The sequence below is a fragment of the Bacteroides cutis genome, assembly GCF_900241005.1.
Taxonomy (GTDB): domain Bacteria; phylum Bacteroidota; class Bacteroidia; order Bacteroidales; family Bacteroidaceae; genus Bacteroides; species Bacteroides cutis.
The window spans coordinates 41,244-61,562 of record NZ_OEST01000004.1 but is presented as its reverse complement, the minus strand read 5'-3'; the positions used below and the strand labels follow the sequence as shown (position 1 = coordinate 61,562).

General features: G+C 41.8%; 16 protein-coding genes and 2 tRNA genes. 1 reads left to right on the top strand and 17 read right to left on the bottom strand.

What is annotated here, in order from left to right; all coding sequences use genetic code 11:
- Positions 1-73 precede the first annotated feature (73 nt).
- The 4 genes from C1A09_RS09935 to C1A09_RS09920 are packed head-to-tail and all read right to left on the bottom strand — an operon-like array spanning position 74 to position 2,925.
- Positions 74-1,090 (bottom strand): metallophosphoesterase family protein, encoded by a 1,017-nt coding sequence (locus C1A09_RS09935; protein WP_101543577.1) that lies wholly within the window; start codon positions 1,088-1,090, stop codon positions 74-76.
- A gap of 33 nt (positions 1,091-1,123) precedes the next feature.
- Positions 1,124-1,603, bottom strand: a complete 480-nt coding sequence (ispF, locus tag C1A09_RS09930) for a 2-C-methyl-D-erythritol 2,4-cyclodiphosphate synthase (RefSeq protein WP_101543575.1) — start codon at positions 1,601-1,603, stop codon at positions 1,124-1,126.
- Positions 1,604-1,645: 42 nt separating this feature from the next.
- The gene (locus tag C1A09_RS09925; protein ID WP_101543573.1) at positions 1,646-2,263 is read right to left on the bottom strand and encodes a fumarylacetoacetate hydrolase family protein; all 618 of its coding nucleotides are present in this window, start codon (positions 2,261-2,263) and stop codon (positions 1,646-1,648) included.
- Positions 2,263-2,925, bottom strand: a complete 663-nt coding sequence (locus tag C1A09_RS09920) for a redox-sensing transcriptional repressor Rex (RefSeq protein ID WP_180949206.1) — start codon at positions 2,923-2,925, stop codon at positions 2,263-2,265. The genes C1A09_RS09925 and C1A09_RS09920 overlap by 1 nt, the downstream gene beginning before the upstream one ends.
- 141 nt (positions 2,926-3,066) lie before the next feature.
- Here C1A09_RS09920 and C1A09_RS09915 point away from each other — a divergent pair, with 141 nt between their 5' ends.
- On the top strand, positions 3,067-3,414 hold the full coding sequence (locus C1A09_RS09915) for a translation initiation factor (protein WP_101544205.1): 348 nt from the start codon (positions 3,067-3,069) through the stop codon (positions 3,412-3,414).
- A gap of 111 nt (positions 3,415-3,525) precedes the next feature.
- Here C1A09_RS09915 and C1A09_RS09910 read toward each other — a convergent pair whose 3' ends face one another.
- The 13 genes from C1A09_RS09910 to carB all read right to left on the bottom strand — a co-directional run bounded on the left by C1A09_RS09910 (position 3,526) and on the right by carB (position 20,012).
- A complete protein-coding gene (locus C1A09_RS09910) occupies positions 3,526-6,954 on the bottom strand; it encodes an SUMF1/EgtB/PvdO family nonheme iron enzyme (RefSeq protein WP_101543569.1) in 3,429 nt (1,142 codons plus the stop codon).
- 372 nt (positions 6,955-7,326) lie between these two features.
- Positions 7,327-8,319: a translation elongation factor Ts gene (gene tsf / locus C1A09_RS09905; RefSeq protein WP_101543567.1), complete on the bottom strand. Its 993-nt coding sequence runs from the start codon at positions 8,317-8,319 to the stop codon at positions 7,327-7,329.
- A 122-nt stretch (positions 8,320-8,441) separates the two neighbouring features.
- Entirely contained in the window at positions 8,442-9,278 is an 837-nt protein-coding gene (gene rpsB / locus C1A09_RS09900; protein WP_101543565.1) for a 30S ribosomal protein S2, read from the bottom strand.
- A gap of 177 nt (positions 9,279-9,455) precedes the next feature.
- On the bottom strand, positions 9,456-9,842 hold the full coding sequence (gene rpsI, locus C1A09_RS09895) for a 30S ribosomal protein S9 (RefSeq protein WP_004288304.1): 387 nt from the start codon (positions 9,840-9,842) through the stop codon (positions 9,456-9,458).
- A 6-nt stretch (positions 9,843-9,848) separates the two neighbouring features.
- Complete coding sequence (gene rplM, locus C1A09_RS09890; RefSeq protein WP_101543563.1) at positions 9,849-10,310, bottom strand: 50S ribosomal protein L13; 462 nt, start codon at positions 10,308-10,310, stop codon at positions 9,849-9,851.
- 329 nt (positions 10,311-10,639) lie between these two features.
- Positions 10,640-11,131, bottom strand: coding sequence for a DUF4488 domain-containing protein (locus C1A09_RS09880; protein WP_101543561.1), 492 nt, complete (start codon positions 11,129-11,131; stop codon positions 10,640-10,642).
- Between the two features lie 154 nt (positions 11,132-11,285).
- A complete protein-coding gene (gene asnS, locus C1A09_RS09875; protein WP_101543560.1) occupies positions 11,286-12,689 on the bottom strand; it encodes an asparagine--tRNA ligase in 1,404 nt (467 codons plus the stop codon).
- 28 nt (positions 12,690-12,717) lie between these two features.
- Positions 12,718-14,160: a pseudouridine synthase gene (locus tag C1A09_RS09870; protein ID WP_101543558.1), complete on the bottom strand. Its 1,443-nt coding sequence runs from the start codon at positions 14,158-14,160 to the stop codon at positions 12,718-12,720.
- A gap of 137 nt (positions 14,161-14,297) precedes the next feature.
- Complete coding sequence (purB, locus tag C1A09_RS09865; RefSeq protein ID WP_101543556.1) at positions 14,298-15,644, bottom strand: adenylosuccinate lyase; 1,347 nt, start codon at positions 15,642-15,644, stop codon at positions 14,298-14,300.
- Between the two features lie 162 nt (positions 15,645-15,806).
- Positions 15,807-15,881: transfer RNA gene (locus tag C1A09_RS09860), tRNA-Val, on the bottom strand.
- A 29-nt stretch (positions 15,882-15,910) separates the two neighbouring features.
- Positions 15,911-15,985 (bottom strand) — tRNA-Val (locus tag C1A09_RS09855).
- A gap of 130 nt (positions 15,986-16,115) precedes the next feature.
- Positions 16,116-16,676, bottom strand: a complete 561-nt coding sequence (locus C1A09_RS09850; RefSeq protein ID WP_101543554.1) for a sugar O-acetyltransferase — start codon at positions 16,674-16,676, stop codon at positions 16,116-16,118.
- Positions 16,677-16,790: 114 nt separating this feature from the next.
- Complete coding sequence (carB, locus tag C1A09_RS09845; protein WP_101543552.1) at positions 16,791-20,012, bottom strand: carbamoyl-phosphate synthase (glutamine-hydrolyzing) large subunit; 3,222 nt, start codon at positions 20,010-20,012, stop codon at positions 16,791-16,793.
- Between the last annotated feature and the right edge of the window lie 307 nt (positions 20,013-20,319).

Here is a 20,319-nt window from a genome sequence, read left to right as displayed (position 1 = left end):
ATAAGGCTTTATGACAAGAAACCATATTTGTACATTGATGTAGCCTTCTTTCTTAAGACAGAAGTAAAAAGTTTTATTCGGTAACCAAAGGACGTTTACGCCAATCGTCTTTTATGTAAGTATCCGGATATACAGTTTTATCTTTAATCTCGCCACCTTTCAAACGAATCCATGTCTGAAATGTGCGGGCACCTTCTTTCATCAGGATAACACGGGCACCATTGGACAGATGATTATACACTGTATTACCACCTGTATAACGTCCGTATGCAAGAAGTATACCATGCCACATGACAGAATAATCATTATCATGATCATGCCCGACAAAAGTAGCCATAACATCACCGGATTCTTTCATGGCAGTAAACATACCGGTGTTCAATGCCGGAGCACAGGCTTTCTCCATACGTGTACCTATCAGGGTAGCGTTTTCGTCGGAAGCGGCCCGATTATATTCGGGTAAGGGGATATGGAAAAATGCCAAAGCAGGCAGAGGTTTTCCACCGTTCTTTGCCGTATAAGCAGCACTATGATTACGATACCAGTTTATCTGGTCGAAGGTCAGCCAATCATATCCCTTCACATCAGGTTGTTTGGAATAAGAGTGAGAGTCCAGACAATAAAGCAAAGCAGCGTCTTTTGTACCGTCGGATGACCTCACGGCAAACAGATAGTCAGGAGATATTGTTGTTCCACGATCAGGCTGAATATTAAACGGTATGGAACGAATGATATCATAAAGTTCGGCACGCGTCATACCCTGCTCGTCATCATGATTACCAAAAGTTACCACAAAAGGTATCTTACGATCGGAAACACAGGTAAGCACCGAACGCATTCCCTTATCGGCAGGTGCGGCATAAATCACATCGCCGGTAAAAACGACCAAATCGGGATGTTCGGCATCAAGTACTTCATTGATACGTTTCAAGGCAATATCCGAGGCCGGATTACCATATTTGAAGTGTACATCCGTAAACTGAACGATTTTAAATTCCCCGTTCTTATTAAACTTTAAAGGGAGAACTTGTGCCCGACAGAACAAGACAGAAAGGAATATCAGACAAAGGGTTAAAGAGATTTTTTTCATTTCGGTTTTAAAGATTGATTATTGATCGATTTATTATTCTTTTTGAATCAGTACAGTGGCATACGCAGAAATACCTTCTTCCCTTCCCGTAAAGCCCAACTTTTCCGTAGTAGTCGCTTTAATAGAGATATCATCCGCATCAATTCCCATAACAACAGACAATGTATGCTGCATATCGGGAATATGGGCTTTTAACTTAGGACGTTCGACACAGATGGTAGCGTCAACATTACCGACAGAATAACCTTTTGTTTGAATTAACTTCACGGTCTTTTTCAGTAGAATTTTGCTGTCGATATTCTTAAACTCACCTGCAGTATCGGGAAAATGATAACCTATATCACGCATATTAGCCGCACCAAGCAGAGCATCACAAATAGCATGTATCAATACATCGGCATCTGAATGTCCCAATAATCCCTTATCATGTTCCAGATGAATACCACCCAACCACAATTCCCGGTCTTCCACCAGCCGATGCACATCAAAACCAAAGCCTACACGTATTTTCATATCTTCTAAATAGATGTAAATAGTTAATCACCCCATAAAATCTCAGCGGATATAAAAATCGAGCAATTTTTCTTCTCCGATATATCCCTGCAAATGTTGGCCTACACTGACAGGCCCTACTCCTACTGGAGTTCCGGTAAATAATAAATCCCCTATTTTCAATGTCATAAAACGGCTGACGTAAGCGATGATATCATCCACCTTGAAAAGCATGTCTGCAGTATTTCCATATTGAACCTTTTTCCCATCAATATCCAAATGAAAATCCAACCGCTGCAAGTCTCCACCAACTTGTTCCAATGGAATAAACTTACCAAGAGCCGCTGAATTATCAAAACTTTTACAAAGTTCCCATGGGTTCCCAGATTCTCGGAACTGACGCTGTAAATCCCTTGCCGTAAAATCAATACCTACCGTAACGGCATCATAATATCGATACGCAAAACGAGGAGCGATATTCTTACCCAAACGACAGATGCGTACTACTACCTCTGTCTCATAATGAACCTCATTGGAAAAATCGGGAATAAAAAAAGGCTTACCATCTTTTAGGATAGCCGAATCGGGCTTCATAAAAATAACAGGCTCTTTATTTACTTGAGTATGCCCCAATTCTTTATTATGTTGGGCATAATTCATCCCTACAGCAATAATCTTCATTACTTGATTTCGTTAAAGTTCAAACGATTAAACATTACCGCCAAATGAGCGTATAGAGAAGTATTCTGTACTACAATATTTTCCGGCACACGGATACGGAATGGAGTAAAGTTCCAGACAGCTTTAATACCACCGGCCACCATTGTGTCCGTAATTTTCTGTGCAATCTCGATAGGTACTGTCAAAACACCGATATTGACGTCGTATTCACGCATCTTCTTCTCAAATTCATTGGAATGGAAGATAGGTATACCGTTCAATGTAGTACCTACTAAATCGGGATTTACATCGAACGCCGCCACAATCTCCAAACCGAAATGGCTCAACCCGGAGTCACGCAACAATGCCCCTCCCAAGCTTCCTACTCCGAAGAGAAAAGCTTTGTGTATGTTGGTAAACCCGAGAAAATCCTCCAATACAGCAATCAATGTATCCACTTCATACCCCACACGTGTACGGCCTGAGATATTGACATACGACAAATCTTTGGCTATCTGAGAAGCATCTATATTGATCTCTTTAGAAATCTGGGTAGAGGAAACGAAACGTTCACCCTTTTGTTTCAGCAACTTAACATTAGACAAATACCATGGCAACCTGCGCAAAGTAGGCTCCGGCACTTTCATGCTTTCCTTATGTTGAATTGCTTGGTTCGCTGTCATTTTCTTCATCTATTTAGGTTACGGACTGACAAAAATACGTTTTTTTCTTATAAAAAAGGATGAGACATAAGAAAGTTAACATAATTTCCACAAAAGTGTTAGTCTAAAATGTTACTTTTGATTTCGATAAATTAAATGAATATGAAAAATAACGATTGGAAAGAACGGTTAAATGTAGTTTATTCTACCAACCCGAACTATAATTATGAGATGGACGATGACGAGGAACAGACAACCCTCCAACCTTCACAACAACGTCTGCGAGTACAATTAGATCGTAAGAACCGTGGAGGTAAAGTCGTAACTCTCGTAACAGGATTTGTAGGGACAGAAGATGATTTAAAAGAGTTGGGTAAATTGTTGAAAAACAAATGCGGTGTAGGCGGAAGCGCCAAAAATGGAGAAATCATTGTACAGGGAGACTTCAAACAGAAAGTACTGGAACTACTGAAAAAAGAAGGTTTTACACAAACCAAACCGGTGGGATAGATATATCTACAAATACATTTCTTGTTTCGGCTAAAATAACAACAAATATGTGTTGAAACTATAATCTCCTGTCATAGTTCCAACACATATTTATCTTCTCAATAAGTAGTCCTAATCTTCAATAATCACGCGGAAACCTACATTAAATATACGCTGATAAGGCAAGAAACCTTTACGCGAATAAGAAGTCGAGAATTTGGGTCTTTCTATAAACGAACCTCCTCTCACAACTTTATATTCTGCATTTTTCTCCTCATTCTTCACATTATAAGGATAGGGCACATAATTAGAACGCGTCCATTCTCCTACATTACCATGCATATTATACAACCCAAACGGATTAGCTTCATACTGCTTACCCCCAACCTGTACCAGATTTCCATCATCTACACCTTCTTCCTTCGGAAGGAAAGTATAATGTTTGTACATCGCATGGGTAGGCGACATCGGCTTGGGATCCACACCCGCTACAGCAAACAATAACGTAGTCTTATCTGCCAAATTCTCTTTCTTACCAAAATCCGTATGCATATCTCCATACCAAAAATCCGTATTGCTTCCAGCCCTACATGCCCATTCCCATTGAGCTTCAGTAGGAAGTGTCACATGCAGTCCTATCTTTTCACTCAATTTCTTACAAAAATTCATAGCATCCTGATAGCTGACCCGAATAACCGGTTGTTCCGGTTTATTAGCCGGATATCCCTGTACTACATGGTCTTTCCATTGCTGATCAATGAAACGGCTATCATGTTCAGGATAAAAAACCTTGTATTGCTCATTGGTTGTTTCTAATTCAGCCATCCAGAAAGACTTCTCAATATTCACTTTTGCTGTCGGATATGTATCTGATGGTCCGTCATAACTTCCCATTACAAATTGTCCGGCTGGAATGCGTACAAACGTCATACTGATTCCAGGAGCAATTTCCACAACCTTACGTTGTTCTCCCTCAGCAATCTGCTTACCTTGTGCAGTAACCGCGTCGAAAGGCCATCCTTTAACTTTCAGTTCTTTTACTTTTCTTTCTTGTTCTTCAATAGGCACGACAGGCTGAACTTCTCCCTTACTCTTCAAGTAAGATGCATAATCCGCCAATTCTTTCTTCCAGTCTACACTACTTCCATTCGCATATTTATCTGTAAGTTCTATCCGGCGCTTATACTCATCAAAACCTTTGTAAGGAGTTTTATTCAAAGACTTCACGTCAAAGTACCCTTTATCAGGAGCATTATAGTCAATCCAATTATACAAAGTGCGCCATTCCTTGTCTGTCAATTCCACATTATGGTGTCCTCGTTTCAACATACGAACCAATTCACTGGTATTCGGGTGATATTCATAAGGTTGCAATACAACCATATCTCCTTCTCCACCCTGACGGTGAATGTAAGGATGGAAATTCAAATAGGATGTACCATATCCGAATTTATCTTTCTTTCCCCCTCGTAAGTCAAAGGCTTTTTCACCATTATGACAAGCAATACAAGCCCGATCAAGAATAGGTTGAATTTCCAGATCGAAAGTGAACGAACGAACTCCTCCTTCAGGGGGAGTAATGACATCGGGGTCTTTCTGAGAAGCAATCACTCGCTTGGGAATAGCAATCTGGTTCTGGTCTTCATGACAACCAATACAAGAAACCACCTCTCCCGGCTGAGCAGTTACCCAGCTACGCATCCACTGAATAGCTACACCGTCCTTATCTATAGGCTGTATAGACAACGGTGTATTTGCCGGTACCTTAAAAATGGCCGAACCATCCTTCTCAACAGGGACAGTACCCAATAAACGTTTGATATCCCATCCAGACTGGATACCATGCCAATTATGATCCGACTTAGCCGATACATACGCATATTCATAAGCATGCAAACGAAGTTCCTTTACTGTACCGCGAGGAATATCTTTCAAACCCTCACCTTCGTAGATATCTTGAATGAAAAAGGTTGCTTCTTTCTGATCCATCTTCACTCGGTCGGGAATAATAGGCGGCACCGTTACTTTATGTACTAATGCCGGACTAATGAAACCTTCTCCTTCTGCTTCAAAAACACAAGTCACATTATCAAATATATCTACCAAATAAATACCCCACAGCGCTTCCGGCGACAATTTAGCAGCCACCAAGAAATATTTATCACTCAACACAGTAGGCTTGATAAACTGCGGCCATACACCATCTACCAAACGGTCTTTGATTTCCTCCTTGATAGGACGATTACGATAAGGTATCTCCTGCACCATCCCCGCCACGTTCTTACGCCCTTTAGTCGGATCAAAAACAATCATTCTACCCGAACGAGCTATCCCATGATGCCCCGAAATGATACCGACGAAAGCCGAACCGGTACCCGGTATAGGCTGTACATCGAACGTACTATTAGGAAACATAGAACCACTACCGTAAAGAGCCTTGTTTTCTGTTCCATCAGGATTCATGTGCATCACAATTCGAGAATAATAATGTGTCAAGTCCGTATATTCCCACCGTGTATACATTACCCGTCCATTGTTCATGATCACCGGATTCCAATTTCCATCCTGGTCAAAGGTCAGACGACGTAAATTATGATCTTTAGGATCGTAAATCACCATGTTTCCTACCGGATTGCTTCCGCTCAGACAAGGTACACGTTGATAACCTATATTGGAGGTAGCGATAATTCGTCCATCAGGCAAATAAGTCCCATCATAAAATTCCAAGTCCGGCTCTTCATTCTCAATCAATGGATGAAAACCTGTTCCATCCAATTGAACTTCAAAGATATTCCAACGTCGATCGTTACAGAGCTGCGTAAACATCATCCGGTTACCATCCCAATGCAGACGCAGGTCAGAAATAGGCGAATCGAGCTTTGGCTTATAAACCTCACGCACATTCACCTCTCCCCGCAAATTCGACAATTCTACAATCGAAGCATTGAAACCACTACGCCCCGCCGACCCCTGATTAGACCAGTTATTGTTCTGGGTACCCAACTTAGGAGCCATCGCATTACGTGCACTCTTCCCTAAAATATAACGAGCAGCCACAATCTTATCTGCATCCAACAACGGATTACCCAACAAAATTTGACGTTTCAATTCCAATGCCTTAACCGCATCTGCCAAAGCTTGTGCTTCACCCTGATAGATACCCTTAAATCCTTTTCCGGCTAATCGTTGCAGTTCTTGCCACATCGGTTCATACTTCTCCGCAAGATAATTACGGTTCTTCTTCATGTCATCGAAAGCAAGTTTTACTGCATCCGTATTCAACCATACCAGCTGCGATTGTATATCCAATACATTGTCTACTTCATCACGCAATGTCATCACTGCTTTCAGTAGTTTTACGCTGTCCGCTTCAGTCTCTATCTGAGAAAAACGACTCTGATAATAAGCTGGATCACTCAACCGGGAAATCCGGTCATTCAGCACCTTTTTTTCATAAGAAATGCCCGAAGAAGCCGCACTGCGTCCTGCCTTCACTTGCCCTGTCGCAAAAGTAGAAAAAGACAACAGCACTAAACTCAATAATAAAAATACTTTATTCATAGAATTACTTATTAGATAAAGACAAAATATCACCAACAATCATCCGATATTCTATCTGAGGTAACATTCATTTATCGTTCTCATATAAAACCGATTGTAAAGATACGAACGAAAAAGGATGAGGGACTTGCAGTATTATATATATTATTGTAATTTTTGTATCACTTTTATATCCTGATATAAAAACATACAATAATATATATAATACTGCAAGTTTTTTATTATTTCCCAAAAAAACTATCAATCAACAGTAGGAAGAAAATATCTATAGAAATCTATAAACGAAAGAGAAGTAAAGGTGAAATGATATATATAAAAAAACGGTCGCTACGGATATTCCGTGCAACCGTTTCCATATTTAATTGGAAAGAATTATTCAGCGCGCAAAGTGAAACGCTTGAAATCCACTACCTTCAATTCAGGATCAGCTTCCTTCAACACTTCCCTTACAGTCTTCTTACCATCCATAATATCTTCTTGGTTCAGCAAGCAAACTTCCTTCAAGAACTTGCCCAAACGACCGTTAGCAATGTTCTGTATCATTTGTTCAGGCAAATGCGCAGCCTTTTCAGCAGAAACTGTAGCAATGATTTCTTTTGCTTTAGCTACATCTTCAGCAGTAATCCAACCTTTAGACATGTTGCTTTCCATATGATCTTCGCTATCTACATGAGCTGGGTTGATACCTGCCTTCTTCAGAGCAGCCTCAACAGCCTTCTGTACTTGCTCTGCTTTAGTCTTTTCAATAGCCACTTCGATTTCTTTCTGCTTTATTTCTTCAGAAACTCCATCTTCATCAATTGCAATCGGGTTCATGGCGGCAATCTGCATAGCTATCTGTTTAGCCAATTGTTCATCAACTTCTTTGTTGAAAGCAACAATAGTACAAAGACCGTTTCTGTTCATGTGATTGTAAACAACAGTACTTGCACCTTCTACAGTCATATAACCGTCAAGTTCCATTTTTTCACCAGTAATACCGCTACGATCTACTACTGCATCTTGTACAGTACCTTTACCCATCGGCAACGCTTTCACCTCATCCAATGTTTTACACTTGTTGGCTACAGCCAAATCAAGAATATCTTGAGTCAATTTTATGAAATCAGCATTCTGAGCTACGAAGTCAGTTTCACACTTCAGAGCAATGATAACGGCAAAGTCACCAGTAGTTTTAGCCAAAACACAACCTTCAGAAGCTTCACGGTCTGAGCGCTTAGCAGCAACAGCCTGTCCCTTCTTACGGATAATCTCCATTGCCTTGTCAAAATCGCCTTCTGCATCGTTCAATGCATTCTTGCAATCCATCATACCAGCACCGGTCATTTTACGGAGCTTGGTTATATCAGCCATACTTACAGCCATAATATCTTTATATTTTAATTGTTAATAATATCTTTATAAAACAATTGAGAGCTGAGAATAGAGAATTGAGAATTGCTGTAAAGTAACTCTCAACTTTCAATTCTCAACTCTCAACTATATAATTAAGCCTCTTCGTCTTCCTTCATGAAAGCAGCAGCCTTAGCAGCATTGATTGCTTCCTCATCGGATTTGTCGAGTCTTGCCTTTGTAGCTTTCTTCTTGCCTTTGTTAGCAGGAGCCTCACCGGCAGCTTCCATATCTACCTTTTCAGCTTTACGCTCTTCCAAACCTTCCTGCATAGCAGCGCAACAAGCATCAAGGATAACTTCTACTGACTTAGTTGCATCATCATTTGCCGGAATTACGAAATCAATATTTGAAGGATCAGAGTTAGTATCAACTATACCGAATACAGGGATACCCAAACGATTAGCTTCGCGAACAGCGATATTTTCCTTCATTACGTCAACTACGAACAGAGCAGACGGCAAACGAGTCAGGTCAGCAATAGAGCCCAAAGTCTTGTCTAACTTTGCACGTTGACGAGAGATCTGAAGAATTTCTCTTTTAGAAAGGTTTGAATAAGTACCATCATTAGTCAACTTATCGATAGTAGCCATCTTCTTTACAGCCTTACGGATTGTCGGAAAATTAGTCAACATACCACCTGGCCAGCGCTCGATTACATAAGGCATATTTACAGATGAAGCCTTATCGGCAACCACCTGCTTAGCTTGTTTTTTAGTAGCAACAAACAGGACTTTCTTTCCTGATTTAGCGATTTGCTTCAAAGCTTCAGCAGCTTCGTCAATTTTAGCAACCGTCTTGTTGAGGTCAATGATATGAATACCATTGCGCTCCATGAAAATATAAGGAGCCATTGAAGGGTTCCACTTTCTTTTTAAATGCCCGAAGTGACAACCGGCTTCCAATAATGTATCAAAATTTGTTCTTGACATTTTGTTTTAATCTTTAAATCGTTTACTTTCTTTTTTGTTTTTTCTAAACCAACCGCCGGGTAGCCTATCCAGATGAAGAGTCCCGGTAGTTTAGATACTAAACGCTTTTTCAGTTGAGAGTTGAGAGGTGAAAGTCGAGAATTAAGCAACTTGTCCGCCCCAACCGTTCTCCAACTCTTAACGTTTACTGAACTGGAATCTACGACGTGCTTTCGGCTGTCCCGGTTTCTTACGTTCAACAGAACGCGGATCACGAGTCATAAAGCCTTCAGCGCGGAGAGCAGCCTTGTCTTCAGCATTGATTTTTACCAATGCACGAGCGATTGCCAAACGCAATGCCTGAGACTGACCGGTGAAACCACCACCGCAGAGATTAACTTTGATGTCGTACTTTTCAGCAACACCCAGCTTGTTCAACGGTTGTTTTACCACATATTGAAGAATGCTTGATGGAAAGTACTCTGCGAGGTCTCTCTTGTTAATAGTAATCTTTCCAGTACCTTCGCTTACGAAAATACGTGCAATTGCACTTTTACGTCTGCCTAATGCATTTACTACTTCCATTATCTCTTATTTAAGTGCGTTAATATCAATCATTTTCGGGTTTTGAGCTGCATGTTTGTGCTCACCACCTGCATAAACGTACATATTGCCCAGCAATTGAGCGCCCAGTTTATTCTTAGGCAGCATACCCTTTACTACTTTTCTCAGCAACTTGTCATCACCGTTCGGTTTTGCCTGCAAACGAGCAGGAGTGATTTCTCTCTGACCGCCGGGATAACCTGTATATGACAGATATACCTTGTCATTCCATTTGTTACCGGTTAATTTTACTTTGTCGGCATTGATAATGATTACATTATCGCCACAATCTACGTGAGGAGTAAAGTTTGGTTTATACTTTCCTCTCAACAGTTTCGCAACTTTTGCGCCCAGACGGCCTAACACTTGGTCTGTAGCGTCAACAATGACCCATTCTTTAGTCACTGTAGCCTTGTTTGCAGAAATGGTCTTGTAACTTAAAGTATCCACTCTTAATTGTTTTTTAAAATGTTACTACTAAAATATTTTCTTCACCACAAGTTATTCACCCCGGACAAAGGAAGATTAACTCGCTATGAATTAAATGCTTATCCTTTTGAGATAATAATCGGCTTGCAAAGGTACAGATTTTCTGATAACTGGCAAACGTTTTCTTCTTTTTTTTAGATAGCCAGCCGGACGATAAGTACTGTTATTCAGGGCAAAGCGAAGAAGCATCTCCCGACATGACTTATATTCGCACATATCAGAAGAGCAATTTCTTCGCTTTGCCCTGCCCCTACCACTTAACCGGCAAGGGTAAATCTGTCACAAACAAATCATCTGACAATATCTTCCGGAAACTTAGAAGGCATATTGACCCGTTTCCATGTCTCATGGAACCAAGTATTCAGCTCATTGCCATTCAAATCTTTGGAAATAAAGTACTTCAAATACATCAGCCCACCTTCACCCATTTCAAATTCAAGTACATTATCTTTATTATCAAGCATAGGCAGATGGATGTTTTTTTCGATGCTTTCTTTATAGGAGTTGTCCGATATTTGTTGATATGTACCGTATCCGGTAACGATCGCATCCGATCCGGGACGTATCGTAAAATTCACAATTCGTCCGTCATCACTCAACACTTTAAATGTATTACTCGGCTTCAATGTTCCCGGGACATCGGGGATCTCAGATACATAATGACACAACTGCCAGATACCTTCCAAATGGGCAGGTTTAAAAGCAGACTTACCCTGCGCCTTGAGATTTGTTACCGCAAACAGCATCGCTGCCAGCATGGTAAAGAAATAAATTCTTTTCATATTCGTATGATATTGGTTAACGTCACGTCATTCCTATTGAGACAAATATAAAGAATTATTTCGAGAAAATAACAATTCAAAGCATAAAAAAGTCCGCATAACTTAAAGTTTATGCGGACTCTTCAATCTATACTCCGTTAATTCATCCTAATTGTTAGAAATCAGCATTGCGAGGCGTACGCGGGAAAGGTATCACATCACGGATATTTGTCATTCCGGTAACAAACAACAGCAAACGTTCAAAACCCAAACCAAATCCGGAATGAGGACAAGTACCGAACTTACGCGTATCGAGATACCACCACATATCTTTCATTGGAATATGGAGTTCATCAATACGGGTCATCAGCTTGTTATAGTCCGCTTCACGTTCGGAACCGCCGATAATCTCACCGATTTTCGGGAAAAGAACATCCATAGCACGTACTGTCTTACCGTCTTCATTCTGTTTCATATAGAAAGCCTTGATTTCCTTTGGATAATCAGTCAGAATAACCGGACGTTTAAAATGTTCTTCTACCAGATAACGTTCGTGCTCAGACGCCAAGTCTACTCCCCAATATACCGGGAACTCAAACTTATGCCCTTTGGCTATAGCTTCCTCCAGAATTTTGATACCTTCCGTGTAGGGCAGACGAACAAAACTTTCCTTCAATACACCTTGCAGACGTTCTATCAACCCCTTATCGAACATATCGTTAAGGAACTTTACGTCATCGGCACAGTTATCAAGAGCCCACTGCACACAATACTTGATAAACTCTTCCGCCAAGTCCATGTTATCGACAATATCATTAAAGGCCACTTCCGGCTCAACCATCCAGAACTCAGCCAAGTGGCGGGGAGTATTGGAGTTTTCCGCACGGAATGTAGGTCCAAATGTATAGATAGCCCCCAATGAAGTCGCAGCGAGTTCACCTTCCAACTGACCGGAAACTGTAAGACTGGCCTGCTTACCGAAGAAGTCATCATCATAAACGATAGAACCATTTTCGTCTTTCTTCAAGTCATACAAGTTCATTGTAGTTACCTGAAACATTTGTCCGGCACCCTCACAGTCAGAAGCCGTGATGATAGGTGTATGAAAGTAGAAAAATCCTTTTTCGTGAAAAAACTTATGAATGGCAATGGCCATATTGTGCCGAATACGGAACACTGCACCGAACGTATTTGTACGCGGACGCAAATGAGCTATCTCACGAAGGAATTCCATAGAATGGCCTTTCTTCTGCAATGGATAGGTATTATCACAGGTTCCCAGAAGTTCAATATCACAAGCCTGTATTTCAGCTTTCTGACCAGAGCCCACAGATTCCGTCAACATACCGTTCACGCTCAAACAAGCACCGGTAGTAATATCTTTCAGCATATCCTCATTGAAGTTTGCCAAATCCACCACAACCTGCACATTATTTATTGTAGAACCGTCATTCAGCGCGATAAAGTTTACTTGTTTACTACCTCTGCGGGTACGAACCCAACCTTTCACATTGACCATGGCGCCAAAATCTTCGCGCTTCAACAAGTCAACAATTTTTGTTCTACTAATCTTTTCCATAAAAACAGTTTTAAATAACTTATTTATATTACTCAAAAGAGCCCATACGCAGGAAGTTTACCTCCTGTTCCGTCAAATAACGCCACTCACCGCGACGTAATCCTTTCTTTGTCAATCCGGCAAAGAACACCCGGTCCAGTTTTACAACCTTGTATCCCAACGATTCAAAAATACGACGTACGATACGATTCTTTCCTGAATGAATTTCAATGCCTACATCATCTTTCTTAAAATCATCAGTATAACTGATGGCATCCGCATGAATTTCACCGTCATCTAACTGGATACCGGCAGCAATCTGCTCCATATCAGCCTTTGTAAGGTTTTTATCCAGATGCACGTGATAGATTTTCTTTTTCAGGAACTTAGGATGAGTCAATTTAGAAGCCAAATCACCATCATTTGTAAGCAACAGTACACCTGTTGTATTGCGGTCAAGACGCCCCACCGGATAAATGCGTTCATCACAAGCGCCTTTCACCAAATCCATAACCGTACGACGAGCTTGAGGATCATCGGAAGTAGTTACCGTATCTTTCGGTTTATTCAGTAAAACATAAATCTTACGTTCAATACTGACCACCTGATCATGAAACTTCACCTCATCAGAACGTTTTATTTTAGTTCCCAACTCCGTCACAACTTCACCGTTTACAGAAACCACACCAGCCGTGATAAATTCATCAGCTTCGCGACGTGAACAAACGCCTGCATTTGCCAAGAATTTATTCAAACGAATCGGTTCGTTCGGATCGGTAAATTGTTCTTTATATTCAATTTGTTTTTTCTTACTATACTTGGCATTGGGGTCGTAATCACCCGTACGGCGAATTGGCCGGCTATAACTATCTTTGTTACCATACCCACTTGGCCTGCCGCCACCATTCGAGTTAAAACGCGGGCGATAAGGACGATCACCACCTTCGCTGTTATAACGCGGACGATAAGGACGGTCACCACCGGTATTACCATAGGAAGGACGTTGAGGACGGTCACTGCCTTCACTGTTATAACGCGGACGGTAAGGACGGTCACTATTACCATAAGAAGGACGTTGAGGACGGTCGCCACCTTCGCTGTTATAACGCGGACGGTAAGGACGGTCACTATTACCATAAGAAGGACGTTGAGGACGGTCACCACTTTCGCTGTTATAACGCGGGCGGTAAGGACGGTCACTATTACCATAAGAAGGACGTTGAGGACGGTCGCCACCTTCACTGTTATAACGCGGGCGGTAAGGACGGTCACTATTACCATACGAACGTTCACTATTATAAGGACGCTGAGGACGGTCGCCATTTTCCGCGTTAGGATTAAACCTCGGACGATAAGAGCGATCGCCGTTTTCACGATTATAAGACGGACGGCTATAGCCACCTTCTCTATTAAACTGGTTACCATCACGGCCGGCACCTGAGTTCTCCTCTGAGGAAGAAGCATCACGCCAAGTTTCATTTTCTGTATTCATTGTTTTATTCGAATAAAATTAAACCTACTGGCCTCACGGCCATTTTTTTGTTTCTCTTATACCTTTTTAATATGTTTATTATAAACAACCACCGGATAAAAAAGTTGATATTTCCTCAACCCGGCATTCATATCTGCTTAAATTCCCGTATATGTATGGGGAGTGATAACTCTCAGTTCTTGCTTTATTTCTTCACTTACATTCAAGCCATCAATAAATTCCTTGATAGACGCTTCCGTAATAGCCTGATTAGTACGGGTCAATGCTTTCAAAGCTTCGTATGGATGCGGATAAGCCTCACGGCGCAATATAGTCTGAATAGCCTCAGCCACAACACTCCAACAATTATCCAAATCACGATAAATCACTGTTTCATTCAACAACAGTTTACGCAAACCCTTCAACGAACTTTGGATAGCGATTATAATATGACCGAAGGGAGTACCGATATTACGCAATACGGTAGAATCGGTCAAGTCACGTTGCAAACGAGATACGGGAAGCTTTACAGCCAAATGTTCCAAAATGGCATTTGCCATGCCTAAGTTACCTTCTGCATTTTCAAAATCAATCGGATTAACCTTATGAGGCATTGCACTGGAGCCCACTTCACCGGCCTTAATCTTCTGCTTGAAATATTCCATAGATATATATTGCCAGAAGTCACGGTTCATATCTATCATTATTGTATTGATACGCTTCATTGCATCAAAAACAGCCGAAAGATTATCATAATTGGATATCTGGGTCGTATATTCTTCACGTTCCAATCCAAGCTTCCCTGAAACAAACTTATTACCAAAAGCTTTCCAATCATATTCCGGATAAGCTACATGATGCGCATTATAGTTGCCGGTAGCTCCACCAAATTTAGCTGTCAACGGACAAGCTTTCAAAGTAGCCAACTGACGTTCCAGACGATAAACAAACACCATTATTTCTTTCCCCAAACGAGTAGGAGAAGCCGGTTGTCCGTGCGTTTTGGCAAGCATCGGGATACCAGCCCATTCTTCCGCATAAGAACGAAGTTGAGCTATCAACTCTTCTATCTGAGGATAGTAAACCTGTTCCAACGCGTCTTTCACAGACAAAGGGATAGAGGTATTATTAATATCTTGTGAAGTCAATCCGAAGTGGATAAATTCTTTGTAGTCATCCATTCCGCCCAACTTATCAAATTCTTCTTTCAGGAAATATTCCACAGCCTTCACATCGTGATTGGTCACGCTTTCAATCTTTTTAATGCGCCCGGCGTCAGTTTCAGAGAAATTACGGTAAATATTTCTCAAAGTCTCAAATACACTCTTATCCACCCCTTTCAGCTGAGGCAAAGGCAACTCACACAAGGTTATGAAATATTCCACTTCAACCTGTACACGGTATTTTATCAGTGCAAATTCAGAGAAATAGGCAGCCAAAGCATCTGTCTTACCTCTGTATCGGCCGTCAATCGGAGAGATTGCGGTAAGTAAATCAAGTTCCATACATCGTATTTATGATAATTATCGAGGTGCAAAATTACGGCTTTTTTCTGAGTAATAAGGTATAAAGAAGAAAAGAATTTAAGAAAAGGACATTAATGGATAAAAAAAATAGCCTCACAATCACTTGCAAGACCATCCGTCATTAAAAACATTGAAATTTAGTGGGCGTTGACGGATTCGAACCGCCGACCCTCTGCTTGTAAGGCAGATGCTCTGAACCAGCTGAGCTAAACGCCCTTTTGATTTACGAAAGTGTGGATTACGTGTGGGCGTTGACGGATTCGAACCGCCGACCCTCTGCTTGTAAGGCAGATGCTCTGAACCAGCTGAGCTAAACGCCCGTACACTTTCGTTTCAAAAGCGATGCAAAGGTACAGCTTATTTTGACATTACCAAAACTTTTGCATTATATTTTGCAATAAAAAAATCACGTCACATTCAGCACTATTGAATTTCAAGCATTTAGCACATTCACTTTTTCACTTCGTTTTTCCGGATCACTCTTGCTGGATTACCAACAGCCACGCTATCGGATGGAATATCTTTCGTCACCACACTGCCCGCACCAATAATACAGCGATCCCCAATCGTCACTCCGGGACAAAGGATAACCCCTCCGCCAATCCAGCAATCTTCTCCCACCGTCACCGGATAGGCATATTCTTTTTCTGTACGCCGTTCTACATAATCAACCGGATGATGCGGTGTATAAATTTGTACACACGGACCAATCAGGGTATGAGCGCCAATCGTTATATAACCACCATCCAGAAAGGTACAATTGGCATTAACAAAAACATACTCACCCAAACGGATACCATCACCATGGTCGCAATGGAAAGGCGGACAAATAATAGAAGTTGCGGGAATACCCGGCACCAACTCCTCCAGCAAGTTCCGATAATCCTCATCATACGTACTCATTGTACGCATTTTGGCAAGCAACCGCTTGGCATGTTTAAATTTCACCTGTATTTCCGGCATTGACATATCCGCCAACTGCGAACTCCGCATTTTCTCCACTTCATTCATTTTGTTCTCTTTTTTAATTGATGAGACAAATATAGCGATAAAGCCAAAGACAACAAAAAACGGGAAACCGTAATCGGCTTCCCGCTTTCACAACCGTTTTCGGCAAGTAAAGGCTTATTTATATTCTTGCCAACTCTTAATCTGAATATCTTCCATCTTCATTTCACAGAATGCTTCGATGAAAGCACCTGCCAGACGCGCATTTGTAATCAATGGAATATTATGATCAATGGCACCGCGACGGATCTTGTAACCGTTAGTCAACTCGCGTTTAGAGTGATTTTTCGGTATATTTATAATCAAGTCAAACTTGTGTTCAGCAATCATTTTCATTACATTATTCTCTGCATCCGGGCGTTCATCCGGCCAGTAAACCGGTTCCGTAGTCACCCCATGCGCATTGAGGAATGCAGCCGTACCCGCCGTTGCATAAATCTTATACCCTTTAGCAAAAAGCATACGGCTGGCATCCAACAAATCCACTTTAGATTTCATAGCACCGGAAGAGAACATAACCCCCTTCTGAGGGATTTTAAACCCGGTAGCAATCATAGCGCTCATCAATGCTTCAGAGAAGTCGTCACCGATACAACCTACTTCACCTGTAGAGGACATATCTACACCCAGTACAGGGTCTGCTTTATGCAAACGGGAGAATGAGAACTGAGAAGCCTTTACACCAATCCAATCGATATCGAACGCCGACTTGTCGGGTCGCGCATATGGAGCATCCAGCATGATACGGGTAGCAGTTTCGATAAAATTACGCTTCAGTACTTTAGAAACAAACGGGAAACTACGTGAAGCGCGGAGATTACACTCAATAACTTTCACCTCATTGTTACGGGCCAGGAACTGAATATTGAAAGGACCGGAAATATTGAGTTCTTTTGCAATCTGGCGGCTGATCTTCTTGATACGGCGAGCGGTAGCAAAGTAAATTTTCTGCGCCGGGAACACCAATGTAGCGTCACCAGAGTGTACACCGGCAAACTCTACATGCTCCGAAATAGCATATTCCACCACTTCGCCATTCTGAGCCACGGCATCAAACTCTATTTCCTTCGTATTCTGCAAGAACTGAGATACAACTACCGGATATTCCTTAGATACCTCAGCAGCCATTTTCAGGAAGCTTTCCAGTTCTTCTTCGTCATAGCATACGTTCATTGCGGCTCCAGAGAGTACATACGACGGACGGACCAATACAGGATAACCTACTTTCTCTACGAAACCTTTCACGTCTTCCAAGCTCGTCAGTTCCTGCCAAGCCGGCTGGTCGATACCCAGTTGATCAAGCATAGCAGAGAATTTGTTGCGGTTCTCGGCACGGTCAATAGAAATTGGAGAAGTACCCAATACAGGAACCGACTGGCGATGAAGCTTCATAGCCAAATTGTTGGGTATCTGTCCGCCCACGGATACGATAACACCGCGTGGCTGTTCCAAATCAATAACATCAAGTACACGCTCAAAAGAAAGTTCATCGAAGTACAGACGGTCACACATATCATAGTCAGTAGAAACCGTTTCGGGATTGTAGTTAATCATTATTGATTTGTACCCCAGTTTGCGTGCCGTCTGGATAGCATTCACCGAGCACCAGTCAAATTCTACGGAAGAACCGATGCGGTAAGCACCCGAACCAAGTACAACCACCGATTTCTCATTCTTGTAATAATTCACGTCATACCCTTGAACAGCATATGTCATATACAGGTAGTTCGTCAATTCAGGATGCTCGGAAGCAACGGTATTAATGCGTTTTACCGCCGGAAGGATTCCCAACTCTTTACGGCGTGCACGCACCATCAGGTTTTCTTTTTCCATATTGCCTTGAGGGTTCAATACGAAACGGGCAATTTGGAAATCAGAGAAACCGAACACTTTTGCTTCACGTAACACGTCAGCCGGAATATCTTCCACCTTATTATATTGGGAAAGTTTGAACTTATAATCAACAATGTTTTTCAACTTGCCAAGGAACCACGGGTCAATCTTAGTCAATTCATGGATACGGTCGATGGAATACCCCTTTTCCATAGCCTCAGCGATAGCGAATACACGCAAATCGGTAGGATGAGACAACTCATAATCAAGATCGCTGAATTCCAAATCATCATTACCCACAAAACCATGCATACCTTGTCCGATCATACGGAGACCTTTCTGGATGATTTCCTCGAATGTACGTCCGATAGACATAATTTCACCGACAGACTTCATACTGGACCCAATCTCACGGCTCACACCCACAAATTTCGTCAAATCCCAACGAGGTATCTTACAAATCAGATAATCCAATTGCGGAGCTACGTATGCAGAATTCGGAGTACCCATTTCACCGATTTGGTCAAGCGTATACCCCAACGCGATCTTAGCGGCAACGAATGCCAACGGATAACCGGTAGCCTTGGAAGCCAACGCAGAAGAACGAGACAAACGGGCATTCACCTCAATCACACGATAGTCGTTGGTTTCAGCATTGAATGCATACTGAATGTTACATTCACCTACGATGCCGAGGTGACGGATGCACTTTGTAGAAAGTTCCTGAAGCATCTTCACCTGCTCATCAGTCAAAGAGCAAGTAGGAGCCACTACGATAGACTCACCCGTATGGATACCCAGCGGATCGAAGTTTTCCATACTTGCCACCGTAAAGCAATGGTCATTGGCATCACGGATAACTTCAAACTCTATTTCTTTCCATCCCTTCAGAGATTCTTCTACCAGAATTTGTTTAGAGAAAGCAAAAGAACTTTCAGCCAGCTTCAGGAATTCAGTCTCATCGGCACAAATACCGCTACCCAGGCCACCCAATGCATAGGCCGAACGTACCATCACCGGATAACCGATTTTACGCGCGGCGGCGATAGCATCTTCCATACTCTCCACAGCCTGGCTGATAGGGGTTTTCATCTGTATCTCATCGAGTTTCTTCACAAAGAGATCACGGTCTTCCGTATACATGATAGCTTCCACTGAGGTGCCCAGCACACGTACTCCATATTTCTGAAGAATACCGTTCGTATAAAGTTCCGCACCACAGTTCAATGCTGTTTGTCCGCCAAAAGCCAACAAAATACCGTCCGGTTGCTCTTTCTTGATAATTTCCTCTACGAAATAAGGAGTGACCGGCAGGAAGTAAACCTTGTCGGCAATGCCCTCTGATGTCTGAATTGTAGCAATATTCGGATTTACCAATACCGAACTTATACCTTCTTCACGCAATGCCTTCAACGCTTGTGACCCGGAATAGTCAAATTCCCCAGCCTGTCCGATTTTGAGCGCTCCTGAGCCCAAAACAAGTACTTTCTTTAAATTCTTTTCCATATTCTCTTTTGTTATCTATATAAGTTCATCCCATACGTTCCGGCAAAAAAAAATGCGTTACCCGAAAGAGGTCTAACGCATTACCAAAGAACTAAAAATATCATTTTCGGAAAAAGAAAAACCGACGGCTAACGAATGAAACTCATTCGAGCGGAGGTTGTATTCACTTCTCATTTCCTGCGATTGCATAGTTATCTTTAAAATTTGTGCAAAGTAACGACTTATTTCAATAAGATGCAAATATTCCGAAAAAAAACGTTGTCAAGGGCGAAGTACAAATCATAAACCTTTTTCCTCTTCTTACTCG

Excerpts from the sequence above, each read along its gene's own strand:
- C1A09_RS09935 (WP_101543577.1), bottom strand. The coding sequence starts at position 1,090 with ATGAAAAAAATCTCTTTAACCCTTTGTCTGATATTCCTTTCTGTCTTG.
- ispF (WP_101543575.1), bottom strand. The coding sequence starts at position 1,603 with ATGAAAATACGTGTAGGCTTTGGTTTTGATGTGCATCGGCTGGTGGAA.
- C1A09_RS09925 (WP_101543573.1), bottom strand. The coding sequence starts at position 2,263 with ATGAAGATTATTGCTGTAGGGATGAATTATGCCCAACATAATAAAGAA.
- C1A09_RS09920 (WP_180949206.1), bottom strand. The coding sequence starts at position 2,925 with ATGACAGCGAACCAAGCAATTCAACATAAGGAAAGCATGAAAGTGCCG.
- C1A09_RS09915 (WP_101544205.1), top strand. The coding sequence starts at position 3,067 with ATGAAAAATAACGATTGGAAAGAACGGTTAAATGTAGTTTATTCTACC.
- C1A09_RS09910 (WP_101543569.1), bottom strand. The coding sequence starts at position 6,954 with ATGAATAAAGTATTTTTATTATTGAGTTTAGTGCTGTTGTCTTTTTCT.
- tsf (WP_101543567.1), bottom strand. The coding sequence starts at position 8,319 with ATGGCTGTAAGTATGGCTGATATAACCAAGCTCCGTAAAATGACCGGT.
- rpsB (WP_101543565.1), bottom strand. The coding sequence starts at position 9,278 with ATGTCAAGAACAAATTTTGATACATTATTGGAAGCCGGTTGTCACTTC.
- rpsI (WP_004288304.1), bottom strand. The coding sequence starts at position 9,842 with ATGGAAGTAGTAAATGCATTAGGCAGACGTAAAAGTGCAATTGCACGT.
- C1A09_RS09880 (WP_101543561.1), bottom strand. The coding sequence starts at position 11,131 with ATGAAAAGAATTTATTTCTTTACCATGCTGGCAGCGATGCTGTTTGCG.
- asnS (WP_101543560.1), bottom strand. The coding sequence starts at position 12,689 with ATGGAAAAGATTAGTAGAACAAAAATTGTTGACTTGTTGAAGCGCGAA.
- C1A09_RS09870 (WP_101543558.1), bottom strand. The coding sequence starts at position 14,160 with ATGAATACAGAAAATGAAACTTGGCGTGATGCTTCTTCCTCAGAGGAG.
- purB (WP_101543556.1), bottom strand. The coding sequence starts at position 15,644 with ATGGAACTTGATTTACTTACCGCAATCTCTCCGATTGACGGCCGATAC.
- C1A09_RS09850 (WP_101543554.1), bottom strand. The coding sequence starts at position 16,676 with ATGAATGAAGTGGAGAAAATGCGGAGTTCGCAGTTGGCGGATATGTCA.
- carB (WP_101543552.1), bottom strand. The coding sequence starts at position 20,012 with ATGGAAAAGAATTTAAAGAAAGTACTTGTTTTGGGCTCAGGAGCGCTC.